26 protein-coding genes are annotated in these 25,565 nt (G+C 63.7%); 11 read left to right on the forward strand and 15 right to left on the reverse strand.

Going from position 1 to position 25,565, the window contains the following annotated elements; translation table 11 throughout:
* Window positions 1-49: 49 nt before the first annotated feature.
* From GGQ68_RS05430 to GGQ68_RS05485, 12 genes are all read right to left on the reverse strand, one after another.
* The gene (locus tag GGQ68_RS05430; protein ID WP_183963713.1) at window positions 50-2,011 is read right to left on the reverse strand and encodes a peptidoglycan-binding protein; all 1,962 of its coding nucleotides are present in this window, start codon (window positions 2,009-2,011) and stop codon (window positions 50-52) included.
* Between the two features lie 151 nt (window positions 2,012-2,162).
* A complete protein-coding gene (locus GGQ68_RS05435) occupies window positions 2,163-3,335 on the reverse strand; it encodes a phenylacetate--CoA ligase family protein (protein WP_183963715.1) in 1,173 nt (390 codons plus the stop codon).
* Window positions 3,336-3,360: 25 nt separating this feature from the next.
* Complete coding sequence (locus tag GGQ68_RS05440) at window positions 3,361-4,386, reverse strand: phosphatase domain-containing protein (protein ID WP_183963717.1); 1,026 nt, start codon at window positions 4,384-4,386, stop codon at window positions 3,361-3,363.
* Window positions 4,387-4,408: 22 nt separating this feature from the next.
* The gene (locus GGQ68_RS05445) at window positions 4,409-5,218 is read right to left on the reverse strand and encodes an ABC transporter ATP-binding protein (protein ID WP_425502955.1); all 810 of its coding nucleotides are present in this window, start codon (window positions 5,216-5,218) and stop codon (window positions 4,409-4,411) included.
* 123 nt (window positions 5,219-5,341) lie between these two features.
* On the reverse strand, window positions 5,342-6,634 hold the full coding sequence (locus tag GGQ68_RS05450; RefSeq protein ID WP_183963721.1) for an ABC transporter substrate-binding protein: 1,293 nt from the start codon (window positions 6,632-6,634) through the stop codon (window positions 5,342-5,344).
* 82 nt (window positions 6,635-6,716) lie between these two features.
* Window positions 6,717-7,793, reverse strand: coding sequence for a branched-chain amino acid ABC transporter permease (locus GGQ68_RS05455; RefSeq protein ID WP_183963723.1), 1,077 nt, complete (start codon window positions 7,791-7,793; stop codon window positions 6,717-6,719).
* 116 nt (window positions 7,794-7,909) lie between these two features.
* A complete protein-coding gene (locus GGQ68_RS05460) occupies window positions 7,910-8,182 on the reverse strand; it encodes a hypothetical protein (protein WP_183963725.1) in 273 nt (90 codons plus the stop codon).
* Entirely contained in the window at window positions 8,182-8,430 is a 249-nt protein-coding gene (locus GGQ68_RS05465) for a hypothetical protein (RefSeq protein ID WP_183963727.1), read from the reverse strand. Before GGQ68_RS05465 ends, GGQ68_RS05460 begins: the two co-directional genes overlap by 1 nt.
* Window positions 8,431-8,512: 82 nt before the next feature.
* Window positions 8,513-9,466 carry a branched-chain amino acid ABC transporter permease gene (locus GGQ68_RS05470; protein ID WP_183963729.1) on the reverse strand — a complete coding sequence of 318 codons (954 nt, stop codon included), beginning with the start codon at window positions 9,464-9,466 and terminating at the stop codon, window positions 8,513-8,515.
* A complete protein-coding gene (locus GGQ68_RS05475; RefSeq protein WP_183963731.1) occupies window positions 9,460-9,612 on the reverse strand; it encodes a hypothetical protein in 153 nt (50 codons plus the stop codon). Before GGQ68_RS05475 ends, GGQ68_RS05470 begins: the two co-directional genes overlap by 7 nt.
* Complete coding sequence (locus GGQ68_RS05480; RefSeq protein ID WP_183963733.1) at window positions 9,605-10,423, reverse strand: ABC transporter ATP-binding protein; 819 nt, start codon at window positions 10,421-10,423, stop codon at window positions 9,605-9,607. Before GGQ68_RS05480 ends, GGQ68_RS05475 begins: the two co-directional genes overlap by 8 nt.
* Before the next feature lie 106 nt (window positions 10,424-10,529).
* Window positions 10,530-12,503: an AMP-binding protein gene (locus tag GGQ68_RS05485; protein WP_281374658.1), complete on the reverse strand. Its 1,974-nt coding sequence runs from the start codon at window positions 12,501-12,503 to the stop codon at window positions 10,530-10,532.
* 230 nt (window positions 12,504-12,733) lie between these two features.
* On the opposite strand from GGQ68_RS05485, the gene GGQ68_RS05490 reads away from it, so the two are divergent.
* Together GGQ68_RS05490 and GGQ68_RS05495 are read left to right on the forward strand one after the other, a co-directional pair.
* Window positions 12,734-14,629 carry a PAS-domain containing protein gene (locus GGQ68_RS05490; protein WP_183963744.1) on the forward strand — a complete coding sequence of 632 codons (1,896 nt, stop codon included), beginning with the start codon at window positions 12,734-12,736 and terminating at the stop codon, window positions 14,627-14,629.
* Complete coding sequence (locus GGQ68_RS05495; RefSeq protein ID WP_183963746.1) at window positions 14,626-15,330, forward strand: response regulator transcription factor; 705 nt, start codon at window positions 14,626-14,628, stop codon at window positions 15,328-15,330. The genes GGQ68_RS05490 and GGQ68_RS05495 overlap by 4 nt, the downstream gene beginning before the upstream one ends.
* Window positions 15,331-15,333: 3 nt before the next feature.
* On the opposite strand, the gene GGQ68_RS05500 is transcribed toward GGQ68_RS05495, so the two are convergent.
* Window positions 15,334-15,510, reverse strand: coding sequence for a hypothetical protein (locus GGQ68_RS05500; RefSeq protein ID WP_183963748.1), 177 nt, complete (start codon window positions 15,508-15,510; stop codon window positions 15,334-15,336).
* Between the two features lie 249 nt (window positions 15,511-15,759).
* Window positions 15,760-18,543 carry a formate dehydrogenase subunit alpha gene (gene fdhF, locus GGQ68_RS05505; RefSeq protein WP_183963750.1) on the reverse strand — a complete coding sequence of 928 codons (2,784 nt, stop codon included), beginning with the start codon at window positions 18,541-18,543 and terminating at the stop codon, window positions 15,760-15,762.
* 297 nt (window positions 18,544-18,840) lie between these two features.
* Here fdhF and GGQ68_RS05510 point away from each other — a divergent pair, with 297 nt between their 5' ends.
* The 5 genes from GGQ68_RS05510 (at window position 18,841) to GGQ68_RS05530 (ending at window position 21,629) form a co-directional block, all read left to right on the forward strand.
* Window positions 18,841-19,233 carry a MerR family transcriptional regulator gene (locus GGQ68_RS05510; RefSeq protein WP_183963753.1) on the forward strand — a complete coding sequence of 131 codons (393 nt, stop codon included), beginning with the start codon at window positions 18,841-18,843 and terminating at the stop codon, window positions 19,231-19,233.
* A complete protein-coding gene (locus tag GGQ68_RS05515) occupies window positions 19,193-19,588 on the forward strand; it encodes a carboxymuconolactone decarboxylase family protein (RefSeq protein ID WP_183963755.1) in 396 nt (131 codons plus the stop codon). Before GGQ68_RS05510 ends, GGQ68_RS05515 begins: the two co-directional genes overlap by 41 nt.
* Window positions 19,589-19,716: 128 nt before the next feature.
* Entirely contained in the window at window positions 19,717-20,580 is an 864-nt protein-coding gene (locus GGQ68_RS05520) for a branched-chain amino acid aminotransferase (RefSeq protein WP_183963757.1), read from the forward strand.
* 3 nt (window positions 20,581-20,583) lie between these two features.
* Window positions 20,584-21,114: a hypothetical protein gene (locus GGQ68_RS05525; protein ID WP_183963759.1), complete on the forward strand. Its 531-nt coding sequence runs from the start codon at window positions 20,584-20,586 to the stop codon at window positions 21,112-21,114.
* Between the two features lie 59 nt (window positions 21,115-21,173).
* Window positions 21,174-21,629: a universal stress protein gene (locus GGQ68_RS05530; RefSeq protein WP_183963761.1), complete on the forward strand. Its 456-nt coding sequence runs from the start codon at window positions 21,174-21,176 to the stop codon at window positions 21,627-21,629.
* A gap of 21 nt (window positions 21,630-21,650) precedes the next feature.
* On the opposite strand, the gene gdhA is transcribed toward GGQ68_RS05530, so the two are convergent.
* Window positions 21,651-22,997, reverse strand: coding sequence for an NADP-specific glutamate dehydrogenase (gene gdhA, locus GGQ68_RS05535; RefSeq protein ID WP_183963763.1), 1,347 nt, complete (start codon window positions 22,995-22,997; stop codon window positions 21,651-21,653).
* 137 nt (window positions 22,998-23,134) lie between these two features.
* Here gdhA and GGQ68_RS05540 point away from each other — a divergent pair, with 137 nt between their 5' ends.
* The 4 genes from GGQ68_RS05540 (at window position 23,135) to GGQ68_RS05555 (ending at window position 25,449) form a co-directional block, all read left to right on the forward strand.
* On the forward strand, window positions 23,135-23,698 hold the full coding sequence (locus tag GGQ68_RS05540; RefSeq protein ID WP_183963765.1) for a NifU family protein: 564 nt from the start codon (window positions 23,135-23,137) through the stop codon (window positions 23,696-23,698).
* A 137-nt stretch (window positions 23,699-23,835) separates the two neighbouring features.
* On the forward strand, window positions 23,836-24,420 hold the full coding sequence (locus GGQ68_RS05545; protein WP_183963767.1) for a LysE family translocator: 585 nt from the start codon (window positions 23,836-23,838) through the stop codon (window positions 24,418-24,420).
* Between the two features lie 59 nt (window positions 24,421-24,479).
* Window positions 24,480-25,046: a tRNA (adenosine(37)-N6)-threonylcarbamoyltransferase complex dimerization subunit type 1 TsaB gene (tsaB, locus tag GGQ68_RS05550; protein WP_183963769.1), complete on the forward strand. Its 567-nt coding sequence runs from the start codon at window positions 24,480-24,482 to the stop codon at window positions 25,044-25,046.
* Entirely contained in the window at window positions 25,036-25,449 is a 414-nt protein-coding gene (locus GGQ68_RS05555; protein WP_183963771.1) for a GNAT family N-acetyltransferase, read from the forward strand. Before tsaB ends, GGQ68_RS05555 begins: the two co-directional genes overlap by 11 nt.
* Window positions 25,450-25,565 lie beyond the last annotated feature (116 nt).

Here is a 25,565-nt window from a genome sequence, read left to right on the forward strand (position 1 = left end):
AAACGCCGCCCCCAAAGGGACGGCGCATAAGTCCTGCGGTGGCAGTCGATCAGCCGCCGCGCATCCGTTCGATGACTTGCAGCATCTGACGCGCCCGCGATGCACGCGCCCCATTGGGATAGGCATTCAGATAGCGGCGCACAGCTTGCTCTGACCCCAGACGCTCCACCTCGGCCCACATGGCGGCGTCAGAAGGCCCGCGCGAGGGAGCCGGAGAATCACTCCTTGCCGCGTCCTTCTGCTTGGCCTGCGCAGCTGCCTTGCGACGCGCTTCTGCGCGGGCTTTCTCAGCGGCAGCGGCTTTTTCACGCGCGCGCCGGGCCTCTGCGGCGGCGGCCTGATTTCGGCGTGCCTCCTGCTGTTTCGCCTTGGCTTCCTCGGCTTCGGCCCCTTCCTGCAGTTTGGCGATCTGGTTCAGGTCGAGATAGCCGGTCGCCTCCAGGCCTTGAGCTGTCTGCCAGGACCGCACAGCGTCCCGCGTGCCTTCGCCAAAGATTCCGTCCACCGCCCAGTGATAATGTCCCAGGTCATCCAAATTGCGTTGAATGTCGCGACGCGCGTCACGGTCGAGACCAAGGAAGTCCTCCGCCCGGCGCAGATCATAAAACGGATCGGCCTTGATGGCCTTGATTCGCTGGGTCGCTGCGCTGACGTAGCTCCCCTCGGGCTGCGCGATCAGGTAGGACTGATAACTCGCCTCGGAGTTCTGGATGCGCGCAGCGCGCCAAGCGCCCTCGTCAGCAGCAATTTCCACCTCGGAGCGTGTGTCTCCCTCGGCCTCGGTGTCCGAAGAGTCAGCGGCAGCCGTCTTCGTGTCGTCCTCCCCCTCATCAGCGGTATCCGCAGGTTCTGACTGCTCGGCCGCTTCAGGTGCGGTATCTGCCGCCTCTGCCTCTTGAGTCGCTTCCGGCGCGGCATCGGCCTCCTGCGCCAACTCGGCGGTCTCTGGCTCTTCCGCCGCCTCTGGCGCAGCGTCTGCGGCGTCGGCCTCTTCCGCAGCGTCGGCGGCGTCGGCCTCTTGCGTCGCCTCCGGCGCAGCGTCGGCCTCTGTCGGCTCTGGCGCGGCGTCCGCGGTCTCTGCCTCTTGCATAACCTCAGGTGCCGCGTCCGCTTCCGCAGCCTGCTCCGCCTCCTCAGTCGCCTCCGCTTCGTCGATCATGCTCTCGGCGGTCTCAACCGCCTCAACAGCGTTCTCTTCGGAGGTTTCCGGCGAATCAGCGGTCGCGGATTCCGGGTCGGGCGTGGCCTCGGCCACGACGTCCGGGGCCTCGTCAGCCTCCGGCGGCGTGGCGGGGGTGGCGGTTTCCGCAGGTACTGGCGCTGCGGGCGCTTCGTCTGCGGACCGTGTCGGGACATCCGTCGCACGCACCACCACAAGGTCGCCCGGCGCAAAGCCGTCGACCGTCACCCCGGCGGCCTGTGCTGCTGCCACGACCGGCTGGCCGACCTTCGCCAGTTCACCGGCGGCAAACCGCGACACGGCTGATTCCGGGCCGGACAACACGGTCACGCCCGATGGCACCTCCAGATCGCCAATCCCTGCGTCGAGGAAGTCACCAAAGTCAGCGGTCACCGCGCTTTCGCTCAGCACCAGAAACGCGCGACCAGGATATTTCGCCAGAACGCTCATCGCCGCATCCAACGGGAACGCCTGCAACATCACCGCCGTGTCAGACAGTGCCGCGCCATCGCTTGCGGGCAGCAAATACGCCCCGTTCGCGCCATGCAGAAACGCACCGGCGAGCATCATGATGACCGGACCATCGTCCCCTTCAAGGGCCGCGACAAATTCGCTGAACCCTTCGGACATGGCGGGCCCACCCGCATCGCGTGCCTCGGTAACGTCAAATCCCTGTTCGCGCAGGGCTTCTGCTGCCTCGGCCACCTGGGTCGCTGCAAACAGCGTCTGAACCCCGTTGTAACTGCTGTTACCAATGACCAATGCATCGCCTGCTGCTTGCGCCGCTGTGCCCGAAATCAGCCCGGCGAAGGCAAGTGTCAGAATCCGCATAACAATTCCTCCTTTTTTTCAAGCCTACCGTGCTCGCGCATCATAACAAGACACGATTGCACCGGTCATGAAACCTTCGCGTGTGACGACAGCGCGCCGATGACCTGCGACGGTTCTAAAAACGCCCGAAAATCAGAAGGATGCCCCGGAATCAGTCGTATTTGCGCTGGTCTTCGATCACGAGCCCGTCACGCGGCAATTCACCAATCCCCACCAGATCCACGTCGGCCTTGAGCTTGAGCACCTCGACGATACTGGCCTCCAGGCCGTCGATGGCGCGCGCCTCGGTTTCGATTCGCACTGTCATGGCGTCCATTTCACCGTTGCGGCTGGCCACGACGCGAGCGCGCGAGATCTCGGGGTGTTTGGCCACCAGCTGCGCCACCTGTTCAGGACGCACGAACATGCCCTTGATCTTGGTGGTCTGATCGGCGCGGCCCATCCACCCCTTGATCCGCGTGTTGGTGCGCCCACAGGGCGAGGCGCCGGGCAGCACAGCCGACAGATCGCCGGTGGCAAACCGGATCAGCGGATAATCGGGATTGAGCGTGGTGACGACGATTTCGCCCACCTCCCCCTCTGGCACCGGATCACCCGTGCCTGGGGTCACGATCTCGACGATGACATGTTCGTCCAGGATCATCCCCTCCATCGCGTTGCTTTCATAGGCGACGTTGCCCAGATCGGCGGTGGCGTAGCATTGCAGGCAGGAGATCCCGCGATCCGCATAATACTGTCGCAACGAGGGGAACAGCGCGCCGCCGCCCACAGCCGCGCGGTCGATCGTCAGCTCCAGCCCCATCTCGTCGGCTTTCTCGAGGATCACCTTCAGGTAATCCGGCGTGCCGGCATAAGCGGTGATGCCAATGTCGCGCGCCGCCCGCGCCTGCAGTTCGGTCTGCCCCGTGCCAGCGGGCAGCACAGCCGCGCCCACCGCCCGTGCGCCGCTTTCAAAGATCATCCCCGCCGGAGTGAGGTGATAGCCAAAGCAGTTCTGCACGATATCCCCCTGCCCGATGCCGCAGGCGTGCAGGAACCGCCCCATGCGCCACCAGTCAGGGCTGACACCGCCGGGTTCGTAGATCGGACCGGGCGATTGGAACACGTGGGCAAGGTTAGACACCGGCAAACCGCCAAAGGGGGGGGCCTCTGCCTGCTTCGCCGCAAGCTCCGACTTGCGCAGAACCGGCAGGGCCGCCAGCCCCGACAGATCTTCGAGCGCATCATATCCATGCTTCGCCAACTGGGTGTTCAAAGCCTGCAACTGCGCGCTCTCTCGCGCGTCCTGGCTGCGTGTTTCCAAAGCATCGAAGTAGCTTGTCATCCCTGTCCCCTCCCGTGAGGTTTTGTCATCCTTGGGTGTCGAGTGGCGCGGGCAGCACCGTCTCCGGCACCGCGTCAAAATCCGCCACCACGGCACATGGTACGCCTGCGGCCTCAATGTCCGTCACCGCCGCCCGGGCCGCCTCCGGCAGCGTTCCGGTGGCCTCGCGCAGGACCACACCGCCGATCCGTCCCGGATTGCGCGCGACCGCATCGCGGTAGACGATCGCATCCTTTTGGCCCGTGTCGCCCAGCAGCCAGATCTGCAATTCAGGATTGGCCGCCAGAATCCGATCAATCGCCGCACCCTTGTGATCGCCGTGGCTCGCCCCGATCAGCCCCTTGTCGGACACGCCAAGGTCACGCAGGAACATCGGCCCCTGCACCAGCCCTGCCCGATCAAAGATCCCCTCGAGGAACGCAAACAGGTTCCACGGCGAGGAGCTGACGTAATACACCGGGTTCCGCCCGCCTTCGCTCAGCCGCGCCATCAGTTTGACCGCATCCGGGTAGACTTCGCGGGTCAGCGCATTGCCGGTAAAGGTGTTCCACAGGTTGCGCGGCAGCGAAAATGCCCCGGTGTGCAGCATCGTGTCGTCGATGTCGGACACCACGCCATAGCGCGCCTCCGCCTGCGGCACGAGGACGGGCATCGGTTTCGGCGCGTCGTCGCTACCGGCGATCTCGGCCTCGATATGCACCCATCCCGCGTGATCCGGCGCGCGTGGCACCTTCATCTGGATGTACCCTTCCGCGTCAGAGCGCCCCTCGACCCCCGCCGCGACCACCGGCACGCCGCGCACCTCGGAGGTCAGGAACAGCGACACCATCTGCTTGAAGTTCACCCATTTCGATTGGTCCGCCTCCGGTGCTGCGCGGCGCACGGCACTGACCACGCGCCCTTGGATCACCAGACCACCAGGCACCGCATAGCCGCGATAAGCCTTTAACATCGGGGGCGCATCTGAACGGATTGCCCGCTCGATCAGCCCTTCGACGGCCCGCGCCGCCCGATTGAGACCCGCGCTGAATGTGCCGGTGGAGTTCGCCATGTCGTGCCCTTTCGCAATTGCTTCAGGCAAGCCAACGCTTACGACGGCGATAAGATCGGACGTCACGGAAACTCTTTCGCCCGGTGTCCGACATGCCGAGGTAGAATTCCTTCACATCCGGGTTCTCGCGCAGCTCCTGCGCCGGGCCTTCCATCACCACACGCCCGTTTTCGAGGATGTAGCCGGAATGCGCATATCGCAGCGCCACGTTGGTGTTCTGCTCCGCCAGAAGAAAGCTCACGCCCTCGCCCTCGTTCACCGCTTTGACGATCTCAAAGATCTGTTCCACCAGCTGCGGTGCAAGCCCCATGGACGGCTCATCCAGCAGGATCGTCTCGGGCCGTGACATCAGCGCGCGCCCGATGGCGGTCATCTGCTGCTCCCCGCCAGAGGTGTAGCCCGCCTGCGATTTCCGCCGCTCGCGCAGACGTGGAAAGTAATTGTACACCATCTCCAGATCTGCATCGATGGCGCCTTTGCCGTCGCGCCGGGTATAGGCACCGGTCAGCAGGTTTTCCTCCACCGTCAGGTGTTCAAAGCAATGCCGCCCCTCCATCACCTGGATGACCCCACGTTTGACCAGCGCCGCCGGGTCCAGATCCTGCACCCGCTCGCCCTTGTAGACGATCGACCCTTTGGTCACTTCGCCCCGTTCCGAATGCAGCAGGTTTGAAATCGCCTTCAGCGTGGTTGTCTTGCCCGCGCCGTTGCCGCCAAGCAGCGCCGTAATGCCGCCCTTTCGCACGTTGAGGGACACGCCTTTCAGAACGAGGATCACGTGATTGTAGATCACCTCGATATTGTTGACCTCCAACAAGGCCTCGTCAGTCATCGATCCATCCGGCATAACACCTCCCCGCACGCAGGTCGCCCGATGGCGCGCGCCCCATGCTTTTGCTTGGTCGAACTTCTCAAGATCCGGCGGCGGCCCACGCCACCGCCGGACGGACAGGCTTCAGCTTTCGCAGTCTTCGTTCACGGCCCAGGGTTGGTTGGCTTCGGCGTATTCATCCGCCTTGGCCGACACGATATCGGCATAGCCCTCGACATTGGCTGTCATCAACTCGGACGCCTTCACGAACTTCTCGCCGTCCCACTCCAGCATCCAGCCGCCGGAGTTGCCGGTGTGGTCGGAACACGATGTCTGGAACGGCGGCACCATACCGTCGAGGCCCAGCTCCGCGATCCGCTCTTCGGTCATGTTGATGTTCTCCAGACCCCAGCGCAGTTGCGACGGGCTGATTTCCGCGGTGTCGAACTCTTCCTGCGCGACGCGGATGCCCTCGCCCAGAATGGCGGAGATGATGATGCCGCGGCTGTAGAAGACACCCGCCATTTCTTCGGGGTTGGACTGGGTCAGGCCCGGCTCGACAACATGTGTCTGGATGTCCTGCATGACCGGTGCATCCGGGTTCGGGAACGACCAGCTGATCGACTTGTAGCCCTTGCCGTCCTCGCCCACGATCTTGAGGTCGGCATCATGTCCGGCCCACCAGACGCCAAGGAAATTTTCCATCGGGAACTTGGTCTTAACCGCTTCGGTGATGGCCCCGGCGTTCATCGCGCCCCAGCCCCACATCACGACATAATCGGGACGCTCGCGGCGGATCTGCAACCACTGCGCCGACTGGTTCTGCATCTCTTTGAGGCCAACAGGGATCGGCACCAGCTCAAAGCCCTTGTTTTCCGCGTGCATTTCCAGCACCGGCAGAGGCTCCTTGCCAAACGGGTGGTCGAGGTGCAGGAAGGCGATCTTCTTGCCCTCCAGATCCCCCTGCTCTTCGAGGTACTGGATGATCATGTCGGCGGCATCCCAATACCCTGCCGGGATGTTGAACGCCCACTGGAAGGTCTCACCGTCCATCATCGGGCTGAACCCGTAGCCCGGCGCAAGGATCGGGATCTCGTCCACGTTCGTCTTCGGCAGAACCTGCAACGTGATGCCGGTGGACCACGGCTGCGTCACGATGGAGCGGTCCTTGGTCTTCTCGTAGCACTCCACGCCCTTTTCGGTGGAATAGCCGGTTTCGCATTCTTCGGCGTTCACCGGAACGCCGCCGATCCCGCCGTCACGTGCGTTGAGCATGGTGAAATAGTCGGCCTGCCCGTTCATCAAGGGGATGCCCGTCGCGGCAAACGGACCGGTCCGATAGGCAAGGTTCGGGGTGTACAGCTCCTGCGCCAGCGCGCTGGTCGCGGCAATCCCCGCCACAACGGCAGCCACCGCCATCTTGGTGAATCGTGTCATAGTGTCTCCTCCCTGAGATAATGTCACTTTGTTCAGTCTTTCGGTGTCGGTCGGGGTTCGCCCCGGCTCTGTTTTGAAATCGTCAGTGCGGGAACGGCCAGAGGATCAGTTTCTCCCGGATCAGCCGCCACAGCTGCGCAAGGCCATGCGGCTCCACGATCAGGAAAAAGATGATCAGGCTGCCCACGATCATGATGTTGAGATGCTCCACCGTGGCACTGTCGATCGGAATGCCCAGCGCATTGGGCAACAGGTTCAGCACAACCGGCAGACCCACGATCAGGATCGCCCCTAGGTAGTTGCCCATGATCGACCCCAGCCCGCCGATGATGGCGATGAACAGGATGCGGAACGACAGCGGAATATCGAACAGGTTCGGCTCCGCCGCCCCCCGCCACATAAAGACGAACAGCGCACCGGACACGCCCACGATGTAGGACGAGATGGCAAAGGCCGTCAGCTTCGACTTCATCAGGTTGATCCCGATCAGCTCGGCGGCGATGTCCATGTCGCGCGTCGCCTTCCACGTCCGGCCCAGCGTGCCGCGTGTCAGGTTGATGCACATCCACGTCAGCAGGCAGACGATGAACAGCACGACATAATACTGAATGGTCGAGGACGCCTGAGGCCCCGCGATATACACGCCAAACATCTCGAGGTTGGGCACCTGGATCGCACCAGAGGCGTTGTCATTGTACAGCCACGACCACTTCTCGAACAGCCAGACCAGAAAGAACTGCGCCGCAAGCGTGGCAATCGCCAGGTAGAACCCCTTGATGCGCAACGACGGGATGCCAAAGGCAACCCCCACCCCGGCCGAGAACACGCCCGACAAAAGGATCGCGATGATTGGGTTCATCCAGGGCATCAGCGTGATCAGCTTGTAACAGGCGTAGGCCCCCACCCCCATGAAGGCCGCGGTGCCCAGCGACAGCTGCCCGGCATAGCCCGTCAGGATGTTCAGCCCCAGCGCCGCAAGCGAATAGATCAGCACGGGGATCAGAAGCGTCTGAAAGGCGAACTCCGTCGCCACCAGCGGGAACACGACCCAGGCCAGCACCAGAATGACCCCCAAAAGGAACGCATCCTGGCGCACCGGGAACAGGGCCTGATCGGCCCGATAACTCGTCTTGAACTGTCCTGCGGTGCGATACAGCATCCGCGCTCCTCCCCTGTTGTCCGGTGCGCCTCTGCGGGCGCGGAACCGGGTGAATCCGGGCCCGTCCGGGGCGCGCTGCCTCCCCGCAGCGCGCGCCCGTCATCTCCCGTGTGCCGTCAGTCGTCCTTGCGCCGCTTGGGCAAAGCCGCCGTCCAGAAATCCGCCACGGCCTTCCACGACGTGGCCGTCGCATTGACCGAGGCGCTCATCATCGTGTTGACCGCGTCCATCTGCGCTTTCATCACGCCCTGGACCGCCTCCTGTTGTGCCTCGTAGATCTCGCTCATCCCATCTGCGCTGCGCGCAAGGTTGACCGTTTCTTCCGTTGCTTTCGTCCGCGCCCGCGGCGAGCGATCCCGCTGCGGTGTCGTTGTCTTCCGTGTCGCCATCAGACATCCAGTCCTTCGTCTGCATCAAAGCGGGTTCGGGAATTCGAACCCCGTGCATACCCCGTAGCCTCGGAATGCCGGACGATCCAGAACCAAGCCCAGATACCCAGTGCCGCACCCAGCGCGGCGATCACCACAGCCCCCACCATGCGCGACCCGTCAGAGGGCGGCGTCGTGACCGCAAGATAGCCAAATGACCAGAACCCGGCCCAGGCCACCACGTTCAGAACTGCGATCAGTTTGGTCATCCCGACCCTCTCCCCGTCCAAGGCTTCTTCGCTTTCCGGAATACTCCCGCCGGAGGCACCCACGCCCCCGACGAGAGCCGACCTAAACTCTTTCGATGATCCGCTCGCCAAACAGGCCCTGCGGCCGGAACAGCAGCACGATCAGCGCCAGCACAAAGGCAAACCACGTTTCGGTATTGCCCCCGAGCAAGGGCTGCCCCCAGTAGATCTCGAACAGCTTCTCCATCAGACCGATCATCAGACCCCCGATGATAGCCCCGGCGATGCTTTCCAGCCCGCCCAGCATCAGAACCGGCAGCGCCTTGTAGGCGATGACCTCCAACGCAAAGCTCACACCGGCCCGCGCCCCCCAGGCAATGCCCGTGACCAGCGCGATGATCCCCGCGATGAACCAGACCAGCACCCAGACGGTCTGCAACGAGATCCCGACGGACAGTGCCGCCTGGTGGTCGTCGCCCAGCGCCCGGATCGCACGCCCCATCTGCGTGTAGTTGAGGAAGGCCAGCAGCGCCGCGACCAGCGCACAGGCCACCACAACCACCGTGATATCGAGGTGTTGCAGGATCAGCAGGCCACCCCACGGCTCCAACACCGTGTCGCCGGTGGGAATGCCGAGTTCCTCGGTGATCATCTGCTTGTTTTCACCGCCAAAGATGATTTCGCCGCCGCCGATCAGGAACAGCGTGATCCCGATGGTCGCCATGAACAGGATGATGTCCGGCTGCCCCACCAGCGGACGCAACACCACCCGCTCGATGCCGACAGCCAAAACGAACATGACCCCCAACGTCAGCAGCACCGAAATCCACGCGGGCACACCAAAGGAATGCAGCCCCACCAGCGTCAGCGCGGCAAAGACCACCATGATGCCCTGAGCAAAGTTGAAGATCCGGCTCGACCGGAAGATCAGAACAAAGCCCAGCGCGATCAGGGCATACAGCACCCCGGACACAAGCCCTTCCCACAAGACCTGAAGCAGGAAATCCGGCGCCTCGACCATATCCACAAATGGATTGATGAAGATGTCTTTTAGCATAAGTCCCCCTCGGCCTCAGCCCGGTCCTGCGTGAACCCGACCCGCTGAATGTCCATCCCCGAAGCGGTGCCCGCCGCGTTGAATTCTGTCACCTGCACGTTGAAATCTCCGGTCCGGTGCGCCCCGTCGCCTGCGGCCCTAGTCATGCGCCACCCCCAGATAAGCATCGATCACGTCCTGATTGTTGCGCACCTCGTCCGGTGTGCCATCGCCGATCTTCTTGCCGTAATCCATCACGACAACCCGGTCGGAAATATCCATCACCACGCCCATATCGTGCTCGATCAGGGCGATGGTCGTGCCAAATTCGTCATTCACATCAAGGATAAAGCGGCTCATGTCCTCCTTTTCCTCGACGTTCATCCCCGCCATCGGCTCATCAAGCAGCAGGATCGACGGCTCCGCGGCCAGCGCCCGCGCCAACTCCACCCGCTTCTTCAAACCATACGGCAGGCGCCCCACCGGCGTCTTGCGGATGTTCTGGATCTCGAGGAAGTCGATGACCTTTTCGCAGATTTCGCGGTTCTCGATCTCTTCGCGCTGCGCCTTTCCCCACCAGAGAGCCTGCGCCCCGATCCCCGCTTTCATATGCGTCAGCCGGCCAGTCATCACGTTGTCCAGAACGGTCATCCCCTCGAACAGGGCAATGTTCTGGAACGTCCGCGCCACGCCCATCCGCGCAACCTCGTAGGGCTTCATCGGCGGACGCTTCGCCCCCTTGTACCAGACCTCGCCAATGGTCGGCGTGTAGAACCCGGAAATGATGTTGAGCATGGACGACTTGCCCGCCCCGTTCGGCCCGATGATCGCGCGGATCTCGCCCTCGCGAATATCGAAGGAAATATCCTGTATCGCCACCAGCCCGCCGAACTTCAGCGTGATGTTCTTCATCTCCATCAAGGTGCCGCCAATCTGGCGCCCGTCGGCGGTGATGTACCCTTCGGTCTGGTCCAGCATCACGCCCCCTCCATCGCAAATCTCAAAGTCTCAACCGCCGGACCGCCCGTGGCGGGCCTTGCGGGATGGTGGGCGGGGCGATCCGCGCAGCGGGAGCGTCGTACCATCATTCCGCCGCCACCGCCTTGGGTGTGACCGGCACGACCGCCGCATCCACCAGCTTCAGCGTCGCCTTGATCTTGCCCTTGCGCCCGTCTTCGTAGGTGACTTCCGTCTCGGTGTAGATCGTGTCCGACCCATCGTAGAGAGCGGCGACCAGATCGCCGAATTTCTCACCGATCACCTTGCGCTTGACCTTGCGCGTGCGGGTCATCTCGCCATCGTCTGCGTCCAGCTCCTTGTGCAATATCAAGAACCTGTGGATCTGGCAGCCCGACAGCATGTCGTCCTCCGCCACAGAGGCATTCACCTCCTCCACATGGGCGCGCACCGTCTCGATCACCTGCGGATGCTGTGCCAGCTCCTGATAGGAGGCATAGGCGATGTTGTTGCGCTCCGCCCAGTTGCCCACCGCCGTCAGGTCGATGTTGATGAAGGCGCAGCAACGGTCCTGCCCCGCGCCAAAGACCACGGCCTCCAGGATGTCAGGATAGAACTTCAGCTTGTTCTCGACGTATTTCGGCGCGAACAGCGCGCCGGAGGCCATCTGCCCCACGTCTTTCGCCCGGTCGATGATGCGCAGATGACCGGTGTCCTCCTCGAAGAACCCCGCATCGCCCGTGGCAACCCACCCTTCGGCGTCCTTGGTGGAGGCCGTGCTTTCAGGGTTCTTGTAATATTCCACAAACGTGCCCGGCGAGCGGTAGAAGACCTCGCCATTCTCGGCAATCTTGATCTCCACCCCCGGCGCAGGCACCCCAACCGTGTCAGAGCGGACCTCGCCGTCAGGCTGCACCGTGATAAAGACCGACGCCTCCGTCTGCCCGTACAGCTGCTTCAGGTTGATCCCGAGCGAGCGATAGAAATCAAAGATCTCCGGCCCGATGGCCTCGCCCGCCGTATAGCCCACCCGCACCTTGGAAAAGCCCATGGCGTTTTTCAGCGGGCCATAAACCAGCATTTCGCCCAGCGCGTATTTCGCCCGGTCCATCGCGCCCACCGGCTTGCCGTCAAGGATGCTCGGCCCCACCTTGCGCGCGTGCGCCATGAAGTGATCGAACATGCGCTTCTTGGTTTTGCCCGCGTCCTCCATGCGGATCATGATCTGCGTCAGAAGCGTCTCAAAGATCCGCGGCGGCGCAAAATAATAGGACGGTGCGATCTCGCGCAGGTCGGTCTGCAGGGTCTCGACGCTTTCGGGGCAGTTGACGCAGAAGCCTTTCCAATAGGCCTGCCCGATGGAAAAGATGAAATCCCCAACCCAGGCCATCGGCAGATAGGCCAGCACCTCGTCATCGCGTTTAAGATGGTCGAACTCCGCCGAGGACCGCGCCGCCTCGATGATGTTGCGGTTGGACAGGACCACGCCCTTGGGCTTTCCCGTCGTCCCCGAGGTGTACAGCATCACGCAGGTGTCGTCGTAGCCCAGAACAGAGCGTCGCGCGTTCAGCTCCTCGATGAATTCATCGCGCGCCGCGCGCCCCTGCGCCTGAACATGGCTGAATTCATGCAGATGGCTGTGGTCGTACTTCCGCAGGCCGCGCGGGTCGACGTAGATCATGTGCTCGAACTGGTGCAGGCCTTCCTGCACCTCGATCACCTTGTCCACCTGCTCCTGATCGGCCACCACGACGAACCGCGCGCCGCAATGGTCCAGCACATAGGCCATCTCTTCGGCGCTGGCGTCCTGATACAGGGGCACGGGGATCGCGCCGCACATCTGCGCCGCCACCATCGACCAGTAGAGCGTCGGACGGTTGCGCCCGATCACGGCCACATAATCGCCGCGCCCCACGCCGATGTTCAACAGACCAAGGGCAAAGGCCTCGATCTCTTCCTCAGCCTCGGCCCAAGTCCAGCTTTGCCAGATTCCGTATTCTTTTTCGCGGTAAGCCGGCGCATCCCCCATCTCTGTCGCATTCCGATGCAACAAAGCAGGGATCGAGCGCAGGCCTTCAACGCCCTCGACGCGTGAAGCCAAATTAAATTCCTCCCATGCCGAGACCGGCATCTCCTTGTGCCCTCCCCTCCTCAAGGGGGGCGTGATCGCTTGTGCGATTCTGATGCCGATTAGGCGTGTTCTGAGCCTCGTGGTCAACTTTTTCCTGAGGTTTTCCAGAATGTAACGAATTCTTACAGGCCGGGTGAAAGCCGATCGGACACGCATGGTCACTCTGGCCCCCGGACAAAACCACCGCTACCGTCACGCCCATGCAAACGCGCACCGACACCACCGCCTATACGCTGGCGGGCCTCAACCTGATCCAGCAGGCGCTGTCGATCTTTGATCGCAACCTGGGGTTGGTGCACATCAATCGCCCCATGCAGGTGATGTTCGACCTGCCCGACGCGCTGTGTGTGCCCGGCACCTCCTTTGAAAAGGTCATTCGCCATCTCGCGGTCAGTGGCGAGTACGGCCCGGTGGACGACATGGAATCCTTCATCAGGACCCGTGTCGATCGTGCCCGCGCGTTCGAGCCGCATTACATGGAACGCACCCGCGCCAATGGCCGCACAATCTCGGTCGAGGGCGCGCCCCTGCCTCAGGGCGGCTGGGTCACGGTCTACACCGACATCACGGCAATCAAGCAGCAGGAGGCTTTGCTGCGCAGCCGCTCAGAAACCCTCAGCGAAGAGGTGCTCGCCCGCTCGGAGGAGCTCAGCGCCACCAACCGCCAGCTCGCCGCCACCATCAGCGCCCTCGAAGAAACCCGCCGTCAGTTGACCGAGATCGAAGCCCGCACCCGCACCACAGCCGAAATGATGCCCGCCCACATCGCCCGTGTGGACGACACCGGGCATTACACCTTTTCCAACAACCGGTTGTCAGATGTCATGCCCGGGCGACCCGGTGCAATCGTCGGTCTGCACGCGCGCGAGGCGCTTGGCCCTGCCTACGCACGGGTCGCACCGCATCTGAACGGCGCGCTGAACGGGGAGCCGTCGACCTTCGAGTTCACCGATGAACCCTCCGGTCGCCGCATTCGCGCGGCCTTTACCCCTGATCCGCTGGAACCCGGCGTCTACATCATGTCCCAAGACGTCACACACGAAACGCAGGCGCGCGTGGCCCTGCAACAGACACGACGCCGCGAGATGGCGGCGCAGCTCACCTCCGGGCTGGCGCATGACTTTTCCAACCTGCTGACCATCATGCTGGGCCAACAAGCCAAACTCTCGCGGCTGGATCTGACACCCGAGGCGCAGGCCTGCGTAACCTCGACCTTGCAAGCCGCGCGGCGCGGCGCAGCCCTGCTCAACCGGATCTCCGACATCACCAGCCCGCGCCAATGGCAGGCGGAGCCGTTGCGCCTTGGTCCCTTTCTGGAAGACCTGCACACGCTCGCCAAACCGACCCTGCCCGAAAAATTGCGGCTGACAATTTTGGACAACACCTCTGCCCCATTGCTGGCAGATCCCGGCCTGTTGAACGATGCGCTGCTGAATTTGATCCTGAACGCCGCTGCTGCCTGCCCAGAGGATGGCACCATCACGCTCACCGCCCGCGAACTGCGCGACACATGGCTTGAGATCACTGTAACAGACACCGGCACCGGCTTTTCACCAGAGGCGTTGGAGCGCGGCCTGACCCCGTTCTTCACCACCAAGGGCGGCGAAGGCTCCGGCCTCGGGTTGGCGATGGTCTACGACATGACCAAACTCGCGGGCGGCTCGGTGCGCTTGTCGAACACGGACAGCGGTGCCTGTGTCACCCTCCGCCTGCCGCTGCGGCCCGCCCCCGACCTGCCGCAAAGCGGTCTGGTCCTGCTGGTCGAAGACAGTCCCGACCTGCGCGCGCCCATCCGTGACACGCTCACGGCACAGGGCTTTTCGGTCATCGAAGCGGCCAGCGTGGACGAAGCCTCCGCCCTGATCGACGCGCTGGACGTGGCGCTGGTGCTGTCCGACATCACGCTCGAAGGCGACGCCCCCGGATACGTTCTGGCCGACCGCCATCCGCAGGTGCCACTGCGGCTGATGACCTCGCTTCCCGTGACGCACCCCGATCACGGCGCGGCCCGCGCCCGAGCGCCCGTGCTGGCCAAACCCTTTACCCCCGAGGCGCTCGCGCGCTTCCTCGCCTGTCCGGAGGACCCGCGCCCATGACCGATCCGCTGCCCCCCCTTGTCACCATCCTCGACGACGAGGCCGCCATCCGCGAGATCCTCACAGACGCGCTGCAAGAGGCCGGGTTTCGCACCCGCGCCTTTTCCCGCGCGACGGAATTCGAGGCCGCATTGCGCACCACCACACCCGATGTGGCGCTGGTGGACCTGTCCCTGCCGGACCGTGACGGGCTGACGCTGGTGCATCGGCTGGCACTGGAACAAGGCGCGAAGGTCATCATCATTTCGGGTCGCGCGCAGGTGCAGGACCGGATCACCGGGCTGGAACTGGGCGCCGACGATTACGTCACCAAACCGTTCGAGACCGCTGAGGTCATCGCCCGCATCCGCGCCCGCCTGCGCAAAGCGCCGGAAAAGGCGCAGGCCAGCACCGCCCGTTTCGGCGAGTGGATCGCGCATTTCGACCGCTTCGCACTGGAACGCGACGGGGCCGAGACGCCCTTTTCCCAAGCGGAGTCGGAGGTGCTGCGGCTGTTCCTCGAAAGCCCCAAGCGCCTGATCACCCGCGCCCACATGCAGGAGGCGCTGGGCGGCACGGCCGGTGACAGCTTTGACCGGGCGATGGATGTGCGGATCTCTCGGCTGCGCACGAAACTTGGCGAAGATCCGAAAAACCCACGCCTGATCAAGACGATCTACGGCGCGGGCTATATCTTTCTCGGCGATGTGAGCTGGACCTGAGACCTACATAGGGTCGCCGCGACCAAAGACGTTCTCCCGATGCCACCGCAAGTTATCCCGATGCGGATGCAGGCGCGTGTCCTTGGGCAAATACAGCCGGCGATCCGGCGCAATCAACCGTGACACCACATCGCCGGGCACCTTGTTATGAGAGATCATCACATGGGAGGTCTCGTCCATAGAGATCGACCAACGCCCAGCGCGATGACCAAAACAATTGCACCGGTCAGCAAGCCTGCGAATGAGCGCCCGCGGAAACGCAAGGTACCATCTCTGCCACCACTCTGACTGCCTCTGGACGGTCTTGCGTGGCCGCGCCCCAATCACATCGCGGAATACTGCACAGCGTGTCTCCACGCGGCCAAAGCAGGTGATCGGAGACGCGCCTATTTATCGGACGGCGCGCGCTCCTTGGGGGGTGAGAGATGTTTACTCCGCGGCCACAGGCTCCGTCAGCGGGTTTTCCACGCGCACAGCAGAGTATTTGAACTCGGGGATCTTGCCATAGGGGTCCAGCGCCGGGTTGGTCAGGATGTTTGCAGCGGCTTCGACATAGGCGAAGGGCAAAAAGACCATATCCGGGGCCACCATGCGATCGGACCGCGCCATGACATCCACCGAGCCGCGCCGCGTGGTCAGACGGACCATGCCGCCCGGTTCGACGCCCAGTTTGCGCAGGGTCGAGGGATGCAGCGAACAGTTGGCCTCTGGCTCCACCGCGTCGAGCACGGTTGCGCGGCGTGTCATCGACCCGGTGTGCCAATGCTCCAACTGGCGACCCGTGGTCAGGATCATCGGGAAGCTTTCGTCCGGAACCTCCGCCGGGGGCGTGACACGGGCAGGTGTGAACTTGGCCCGACCAGCGCGGCGCGGGAAGCCGTCGGCAAAGACCACCGACTGGCCGGGATCGTCCGGGCCGAAGGTGGGATAGGTCACGGCGTTGTCCTGTTCCAGGCGCTTCCACGTGATGTGATGCAGCGACCGCATGGACATCTTCATCTCGGCGAAGACCTGGCTTGGGTGGTCGTAGTCCCAATCCAGACCGATGCGCCGCGCCAGATCGACGATGATTTCCCAGTCTTCGCGGGCGTCGCCGGGGCTGTCCACCGCCTTGCGCATCATCTGCACCTGACGGTTGGTGTTGGTCACGGTGCCGTTCTTTTCCGGCATCGCGGCGGCGGGCAGGATCACGTCAGCGTAGTTCGCCGTCTCCGTCAGGAAGATATCCTGCACCACCAGATGGTTGAGCTTGGCCAGGGCCTTGCGCGCATGTTCCACATCCGGGTCGGACATGGCCGGGTTTTCGCCCAGAATATACATGCCTTTGATGTCGCCACGGTACACGCGATCAATGATCTCGACGACGGTGAGGCCCGGCTCTTCGAGGAGTTCGGTGCCTTCCCAGATGTGCTTGAACAGGGAGCGGACTTCGGGATCGGTCACCGACTGATAGTCCGGCATGAACTGCGGGATCATCCCGGCGTCAGAGGCGCCTTGCACGTTGTTCTGGCCCCGCAGCGGATGCAGACCCGTGCCGGGACGGCCCACATGACCGCACAGCAGCGCCAGCGAGATCAGGCAGCGCGCGTTGTCGGTGCCGTGGATGTGCTGCGACACGCCCATGCCCCAGAAGATCATCGCCCGCTGCGCGCTGGCAAAGCTGCGGGCCACGGTGCGGATGGTGTCCGCGCCGATGCCGCAGAGCTCTGACATGCGCTCCGGCGTGAAGGCGCGGATGTGATCGCGGAACTCAAAGAAGCCCTCGGTGAAGCCTTCGATATACTGACGGTCGTAGAGCTTTTCTTCGACGATCACGTTCATGATCGCGTTCAGCAGCGCCACGTCGGTGCCGGGGCGGAATTGCAGCATGTGCCTCGCGTGGCGGGCCATGGCCGTGCCGCGCGGGTCCATGATGATCAGCTCGCCGCCGCGCTTGGTGAACTGCTTGAAGAAGGTCGCCGCGACGGGGTGGTTTTCCGTCGGGTTGGAGCCGATGACGATGGCGAGATCGGCATTCTCGATCTCGTTGAAGGTGGCAGTCACCGCGCCGGAGCCGACGTTTTCCATCAGGGCGGCCACGGAGGAGGCGTGGCACAGGCGTGTGCAATGGTCGACGTTGTTGTGCTTGAAGCCCTGACGGATGAACTTCTGGAACAGATAGGCCTCTTCGTTGGTGCATTTGGCCGAGCCGAAGCCCGCAACCGACGCCCCGCCGTAGTAGCTGCGCAGATCGGCCAGACCATGCGCCGCCTTGTCCAGCGCTTCTTCCCACGTGGCCTCGCGGAAATGGGTCCACGGGTTGGCGGGGTCGACGTTCAGCCCCTTCTCCGGGGCATCGTCGCGGCGGATCAGCGGCTTTGTCAGACGGTGGGGGTGGTGGATGTAGTCCATGCCAAAGCGGCCCTTGACGCAGAGCCGCCCCTCGTTCGCCGGGCCGTTGATGCCCTCGACGTATTTGACCTTGCCGTCCTTGGATTTGATCGAGACCTGACAGCCCACGCCACAGAAGGGGCAGACGCTTTTGGTTTCGGTGTCGAAATCCTTGCTGTCACCGATCTGATTCGCGTCCATGACCGAGGACGGCATCAGCGCGCCGGTCGGGCAGGCCTGCACACATTCGCCGCAGGCCACGCAGGAGGACTCCCCCATCTCGTCGTCGAAGTCGAACACCGGGTAGGCATCGTGGCCGCGGCCCGCCATGCCGATCACGTCGTTGACCTGCACCTCGCGGCAGGCGCGCACGCACAGGCCGCACTGGATGCAGGCGTCCAGGTTCACGCTCATCGCCACGTGGGAATCGTCGAGCAGGGGAATGCGCTCTGCCTCCAGCGTCGGGAAGCGCGATTCGGTGACGCCCTGTTCGGCGGCCATGTCCCACAGATGCGAGGATTGGTCGTGGGCGGCGTTGCGCTCCGGCTGGTCGGCCAGCAGCATTTCCATCACCATCTTGCGCGCGGTGGTCGCGCGGGCGGAGGCCGAGCTGACCACCATGCCGTCCTGCGGCTCACGGATGCAGGAAGCGACGAGGTTTCGCTCGCCTTCTACCTCGACCATGCAGGCGCGGCAGTTGCCGTCGGGGCGGTAACCATCCTGCGGTTTGTGGCACAGGTGCGGGATCTTCAAGCCGCGCCCATTGGCCACCTCCCAGATGGTCATGCCCTTTTCTGCTTCGACCTGCTCACCGTCGAGGGTGAATCGGATAATGTCGGACATGCGTTCCTCCAAGAAGTCTGGCCTGCGCCCCGGGTCGGCCCGTCGCATGACGACAGGACCGGCATTCCGGATATACCTAAACCATGCCCACGTCCGAGGGCGTGGAACAATGCCGACCTTCGGCTGCGTTTTTGCGGCTTTGCGTTTCCGATGCGCGCCGCTGCGTTCGCGCGCCGACCATCCGCCTTCATCAAAGCATATTATCCGATTGTGTCAAAAACATTCGATGAACGCCCTTGACCTGGAGCGCGCTCCAACTCCTACCTTGAGGTGCGTCGACACGGGAAAGGGTTTTGCATGAAGATATCCGACCTTGCGCGGCGCAGCGGCTTTAGCACCGATACGCTGCGGTATTATGAGAAAATCGGCCTTGTTCCCCGAGCGGCGCGAGATGCCGGCGGGCGGCGGGTTTACGATGCCTCCACGCTGACGTGGCTGGCGTTTCTCGATCGGTTGCGCGCAACGGGGATGCCCATGCGCGACCGGCTGACCTACGCCCGGTTGCGCGCCAAAGGGGACCACACCGGGCCGGAGCGCCGTCAGCTGCTGGAGGCGCATCGCGACGAGGTGCGTGCCCGCGTGGCGCAATTGCAGGACTGTCTGACTGTGCTCGACACCAAAATCGACAGCTATCCCAAAGGAAAAGCCAATGACCCTGCACCAACAGACCGCCCCACAGACACGCCGTGACCGCGGCCTTGATGCCCTGAAACGTATCGACGGCCAAGGCGGAGAGGCCGTGGTGAATGCCCTCGCCGACATCGCTCCGGATTTTGCCGACATGCTGCTGGAGTTCCCATTTGGCGACATCTACACCCGCGAGGGGCTTGATCTGCGGTCCCGCGAAGTGGCCACAATCGCTGCGCTGGCGGCGATGGGCACCGCCACGCCACAGTTGAAGGTCCACATGCAAGCCGGGCTGAACGTCGGCCTGAGCCGCGAAGAAATCGTGGAAATCTGTATGCAAATGGCCGTCTATGCAGGGTTTCCGGCAGCGCTGAACGCCTTGTTCGCCGCAAAGGAGGTGTTTGCCGAAGCCGCCTGATTGCCACCGCGCTGGCCGGATTGCGACAACGCGTATCGCAATTCGGCCAGTGCGGTCGTCAATCGGTGGACCTCCCCCGTTGCGCCGCCTAGGGTTCGGAAAATTCAAGATGGCGGCAGGAGGCACGCATGGCGACGGGAAAGAACATCCGGACATGGCATAATGGGCAGTGGCATGAGGGCGATGCGCTGATCATGCGTGCCGCAGATCACGGCGCCTGGCTGGGCAGTTCGGTGTTTGACGGTGCACGTCTGGTAAAGGGTGTCACCCCCGATCTGGAGGCCCACTGCGCACGGGTGAACCGCTCTGCCGTGGCGATGATGCTGAAGCCGACCGTCCAGACCGATGACATGATCGAGATGGTCCGCGAGGGCCTCAAAGCCTACGCTCCCGACGCGGCGGTCTACATCCGTCCGATGTACTGGGGCATCAACGGCGACGCCACGGCCATCGTTCCGCAGCCCGACGAAACCGGATTCGCCCTGTGCCTGGAAGAGATTCCCATGGCGCCGGACACCGCGTCTGTCACGCTGGGCTACACCCGTTTTCGCCGCCCCGTGATCGACACCGCCGTGGTCAATGCCAAGGCAGGTGCGCTTTATCCCAACAACGCGCGGATGCTGGCGGAGGTCAAAGCGCGCGGCTTTAACAATGCGCTGGTGGCCGACGCCATGGGCAACGTGGCCGAGACGGCAACAGCGAACGTCTTCATGGTGCGCGACGGCGTGGTGTTGACGCCGGTGCCCAACGGCACGTTCCTGTCCGGGATCACCCGCGCGCGTCACATCGCCAACCTGCGGGCCGATGGCATGGAGGTCGTGGAAACGGTTCTGACCTTTGATGATTTCGCCGTGGCCGATGAGGTCTTTCTCACCGGCAACATGAGCAAGATCACCCCTGTCACGCGCATCGAGGACAGATCCTACGAGGTTGGCCCGGTGACCCGCCGGGCGCGCGAGCTGTATTGGGACTGGGCGCTTTCCGAGGCTTGAGGCGTGGAAAAGCTGATCGTCATTGGCATTTTAATGGTCTTTTTCGGGGCAGTCTTTGCCCTGATCCATTTCAACTATCGCCGTGAGATGCGGGACCGGGCGCAGCGTCCGCCCACGCTGGACGATCAGATCGACGTGCTGACGCGCGCCGGGCTGACGATCTCGCCGGGGCTGGGGCGGGACGACTTTCTGGCCTGGGGGCCGGAGCACAGCTATGCGCACGACCCCTGGCGGCTGATCCTGCTGACGCTGGCCTGTCGCACCGAGCAACCGGAGGGCCGGCCCTTCAGCCCGCGTGCCGCATTGCTGGACACCACCGCCCCGGTGGACACGAAGGAGCTTGCGCGGGTCACCGGGCACACGACACAGGCAACAACGCTCGACGCGGCGCTGGGGGATTGTGCCGCGCATGTGTCGGAGGGCTCCGGCCTGTATACGCTTGAAAACGGGACCGATCTGGCAGTATTCGTGCTGCCTGACCAAGGGGCCGCGCAGATCGACGCGCGGTATCCCGGCCTGTTGGAGCGCGTCTAATCACGCGGTGGACAGCCGCCCCGTGCTCTGCCAATGTCGGTCGACACAGGAGGAGCCTCATGCGCAAGTTTCTAGTGGTTCTGGATGACAGTCGGGAATGTCTCAACGCGATGCGGTTCGCCGCCATGCGCGCGTCGAAATCCGGTGGCGGCGTGGCCATTCTGTCGATCATCGCACCCGAAGAGTTCAATCACTGGATCGGCATTGGCGATATCATGCGCGAGGAAGCCCGCGAGCGCATCCACGCCCATTTCGAGGTCTTTGCCAAATGGATGCGCGACAAGCAGGGTGTCGATCCCGAGCTGGTGATCCGGGAAGGCGATTCCGTGCAGGAGATCCTCGCCCAGGTGAATGACGACCCCGAAATCGGCCTGCTGGTGCTGGGCGCTGCCGCCGACGGGAAGGGCCCAGGCCCGCTCGTGACACAGATGACGCGCAGCGCGGGGAGCCTGCCGGTGCCGGTGACTGTCGTGCCCGGTGACCTGTCGAAAGAGCGGCTCGAAGCGATCACCTGACCGCCCAAGCCGCCCCTCGGGTCAAATGGCGCCAAAGGCACTGATGGCCTGGGCGACCTTGCGATAGCCGGCGATGTTTGCCCCCTGGCGATAATCGGGCCGCCCGTCGCGCAGCTCTGCCTCGGAGACCACGTTGTCGTGGATGTTGCCCATGATCTGCTTGAGACGGCGGCGGACCTCCTCGGCGGACAGGTATTGCCCGTGCGCGTTCTGGCTCATCTCCAGCCCGGAAATCGCCACGCCACCGGCATTGGATGCCTTGCCCGGCGCGTGTGCCAGCCCCTTTTGCTGCGCCAGACGCACAGCCCCGGCGGTCAGAGGCATGTTGGCCCCTTCGGCGATCATCTTGGCACCTGAGTCGATGGCCTTGGACAGGGCGTCCTCATCCATCTCGTTCTGCGTCGCGCAGGGCAGGAGCACCTGCGCCTCGACCGCGCCCCAAGGCTGCGCGCCGCGCGTGTAGCGCAGCCCCTTCGGCGCATCGTCCAGGCCACGTCCTGCGCCTTTGGCCTCCCGCACCCAGGCGATGTGATCCGCGGTCAGACCATCTTCGGCCAACAGCGCGCCGCTGCTGTCGGACAGGCTGACCACCGTTGCGCCCTCGGCAATGGCTTCTTCGGCGGCATGTGTCGCAACGTTCCCGGCCCCTGACACGGCGATCCGCGCACCGTTCAGATCACGCCCGGCCTGCGCCATCATGTGACACAGGAAATAGATCAGACCGTAGCCGGTAGCCTCGACCCGCATGGCCGATCCGCCAAAGCTTTCGCCCTTGCCTGTCAGCGCGCCGTGGAACTGGCCGCGGTGCTGCTTGTAGGCCCCGAAAAGAAATCCGATCTCGCGCGTGCCGACGTTGATGTCCCCCGCGGGCACATCGTGGTCCGGGCCGATGTACTTGCACAGCTCGGCCATGAAGGCGTGGCAAAAGCGCATGATCTCATTGTCGCTGCGGCCCTTCGGGTCGAAATCCGACCCGCCCTTGGCACCGCCCAGCGGCAGCCCCGTCAGCGCGTTCTTGAAAACCTGCTCGAAGCCGAGGAACTTCAGCACCGACGGGGTCACTGTGGGATGAAACCGCAGCCCGCCCTTATACGGCCCGATCGCGTTCGAGGTCTGAACCCGCCAGCCGCGATTGATTTGAACCGCGCCGTCGTCATCTTCCCACACCACGCGGAAAGAGATGATCCGATCCGGCTCGCTCAGCCGATCAAGAACCCGCGCACCGGCAAAGGCATGGTCATTTTTTTCCACCGTGATGGTGTCATAAACCACCTCTTCCACCGCCTGATGGAATTCTTCTTCGTGCGGCGTGCGGGCGCGCAGGCGCTCCATGAAAGTCTCGGTCAGGGCGGCGCGACGGTCAGTCATATGGGTCTCCTTTCAGGGTCTTGTCGCACACCTAGCCCGGAGCAGGCGTTGCTCAAGCAGTTTAGAACCGTTCCAAACCTTGACGTTTACCATCGGCTTCCGCATATAAGAGGGAGACCAAGGAAGGTGCCCGCGACATGTTCATTCAAACCGAATCCACACCGAACCCGGCAACGCTGAAGTTCATGCCCGGCCAGACCGTTCTGGACATGGGCACCGCCGACTTCCCCTCGCCCGAGGCCGCCGGTGCCTCTCCACTGGCCAAACGGCTGTTTGCGGTCGACGGCGTCACCGGCGTTTTCTTCGGCAACGATTTCGTGACCGTGACAAAGACGGACAGCACGGACTGGGATCACATGAAACCCGCCGTTCTGGGCGCCATCATGGAACATTTCCAATCCGGCCAGCCGGTCATGTCCGACGGTGCGGCGCAGGCCGGGGGCCATGCCGCCCATGAAGGCGAAGACGGCGAGATCGTCGGCCAGATCAAGGAACTGCTCGACAGCCGCGTGCGTCCTGCCGTGGCACAGGACGGGGGCGACATCACGTTCCACGGCTTTGACCGCGGTGTTGTGTACCTGCACATGCAGGGCGCTTGCGCCGGCTGCCCGTCCTCGACGCTGACCCTGAAGATGGGCATCGAGAACCTGCTGCGCCATTACATCCCCGAAGTGACAGAGGTCCGTCCCGTCGCGGTCTGACCTCCCCTTGCTTTGCCAGATATCGCAGGCCGTCCTTCGGGGCGGCCTTTCGCGTTTCTCCCCCTCCTATGCGCAGGAAGCGGGTCGCCCGCAGCCCTGTTTGCATGCTGTTCTGAACGGGTCATAGGAGGTCTGTCATGTCCATTGTCCTGCCACTGTTGGTGTTTTTGTTTCCGCTGGCCTACAGCCCGGGTCCGGGCAACATGACCTTTGCCGCGAATGGCGCGCGGTTCGGTTTTGCCGCGACGCTGCCCGCCAACCTTGGCTACCATATTGCCACCTTGTGTGTGGCGCTGGCCATGGGGTTCGGCGCGCTGAGCCTGTTGAACGCGGTGCCGTGGCTGTTCACAGCGCTCAAGATCGCTGGGGCGCTGTATGTGCTGTGGCTGGCGATTGGGTTCCTGCGCGCAGGGCTGACCGAGGATGCGCGGCGCCCCCGTCCCATCAGCTTTGCGGATGGAGTCGTCCTTTTGGTCCTGAACCCAAAGGCTTACCTGATCATGGCGCTGATGTTCTCGCAATTCCTGAACGGGGAGGACCTCATGACTGTGGCGGTGATCGCCACGGTGTTCACCCTGAACAACCTGCTGGCGTTTTGCGTCTGGACCTTGGCAGGCGATGTGCTGTTGCGTGCCTTTCGCAGTCCCGGTGCCGCGCGGCGGATGAACACGGGCTTTGGCGTGGCGCTGGCGTTGACGGCGGTCTGGATGCTGCTGGCGTGAGGCGGACATCGCTGCGCGGCCCACGTTGCGCCGCTCGGCCCGGCGGGGCATAAGACGGCATGATCCTTGCCTTCGACACCTCCACCGCCCATGTCATCGCCGCCCTGCTGGACGGGGCCAGTTTGCGCGCCGTCAAGGCAGAGCCCATGGCGCGCGGTCAGGCGGAACGGCTGATGCCGCTGCTCGAAGAGGTGCTGACCGAAGGCGGTGCCACATGGCAGGACGTCACCCGCATCGGCGTCGGCATCGGGCCGGGCAACTTCACCGGCATCCGCATCGCCGTATCTGCCGCGCGCGGTCTGGCGCTGGGCCTTGGGGTGCCTGCCGTTGGGGTGTCCACCTTTGACGTGATCCGCTCTGCCGAGGCTGGCACCGCCCGATACGCAGCCATCCCCGCCCCGCGTGACATGGTCTATGTGCAGTCCCAGGACGGCGAAATCACGACCATGGCCGCTGCCGATCTGGAGGATCACGCGCTGCCGCCCGACCCTGCGCTTTGGGCGGAACACATCGCGCGCGTGGCGGCGACCAAGCCGACGGGCACGCGCCCTGCACCGCTGTATATCCGCCCGGCCGACGCCGCGCCGTCGAAAGAAGCCCCGCCGATCATTCTCGATGACGCCTGAAACGCTCGCCGATATCAGTGCCCGCGCCTACCGCCACATGCGGCCATGGAGCGCTGAGAGCTTTGCGGACAGCCTCGCCAATCCCCACGCCCTGCTGAGCCACAGCGACCACGCCTTTGTCCTCGGACTGGTGATTGCCGGAGAGGCGGAGATTCTCGCGCTCGCCGCCGATCCCGACCACCAGCGCACAGGCCAGGCCAGCGTGGCGCTGGCCGCCTTTCACGCCGATGCCCAAAAAGCAGGCGCCGCTCAGGTTTTCCTGGAGGTCGCGCGGAGCAACGCCCCGGCCATCGCGTTCTATGAAGGTCACGGCTATGCGGTGGCCGGTCTGCGCAAGGGCTACTATCCTCAGCCCGACGGTCCGCCCGATGATGCACTGGTCATGTCCCGCACACTCGCCTGACCCGCCGTGGCGTCAACGTTAACAGATGATGAAAACCGCCTTGACCCTCTCCCGGCGCTGCGTCTTGATGACACCATCAAAAAACCAGGGGGCGAAACGCCCCACCACTTGGGAGT

Origin of the sequence: Sagittula marina, assembly GCF_014196795.1 — a bacterium.
Taxonomy (GTDB): domain Bacteria; phylum Pseudomonadota; class Alphaproteobacteria; order Rhodobacterales; family Rhodobacteraceae; genus Sagittula; species Sagittula marina.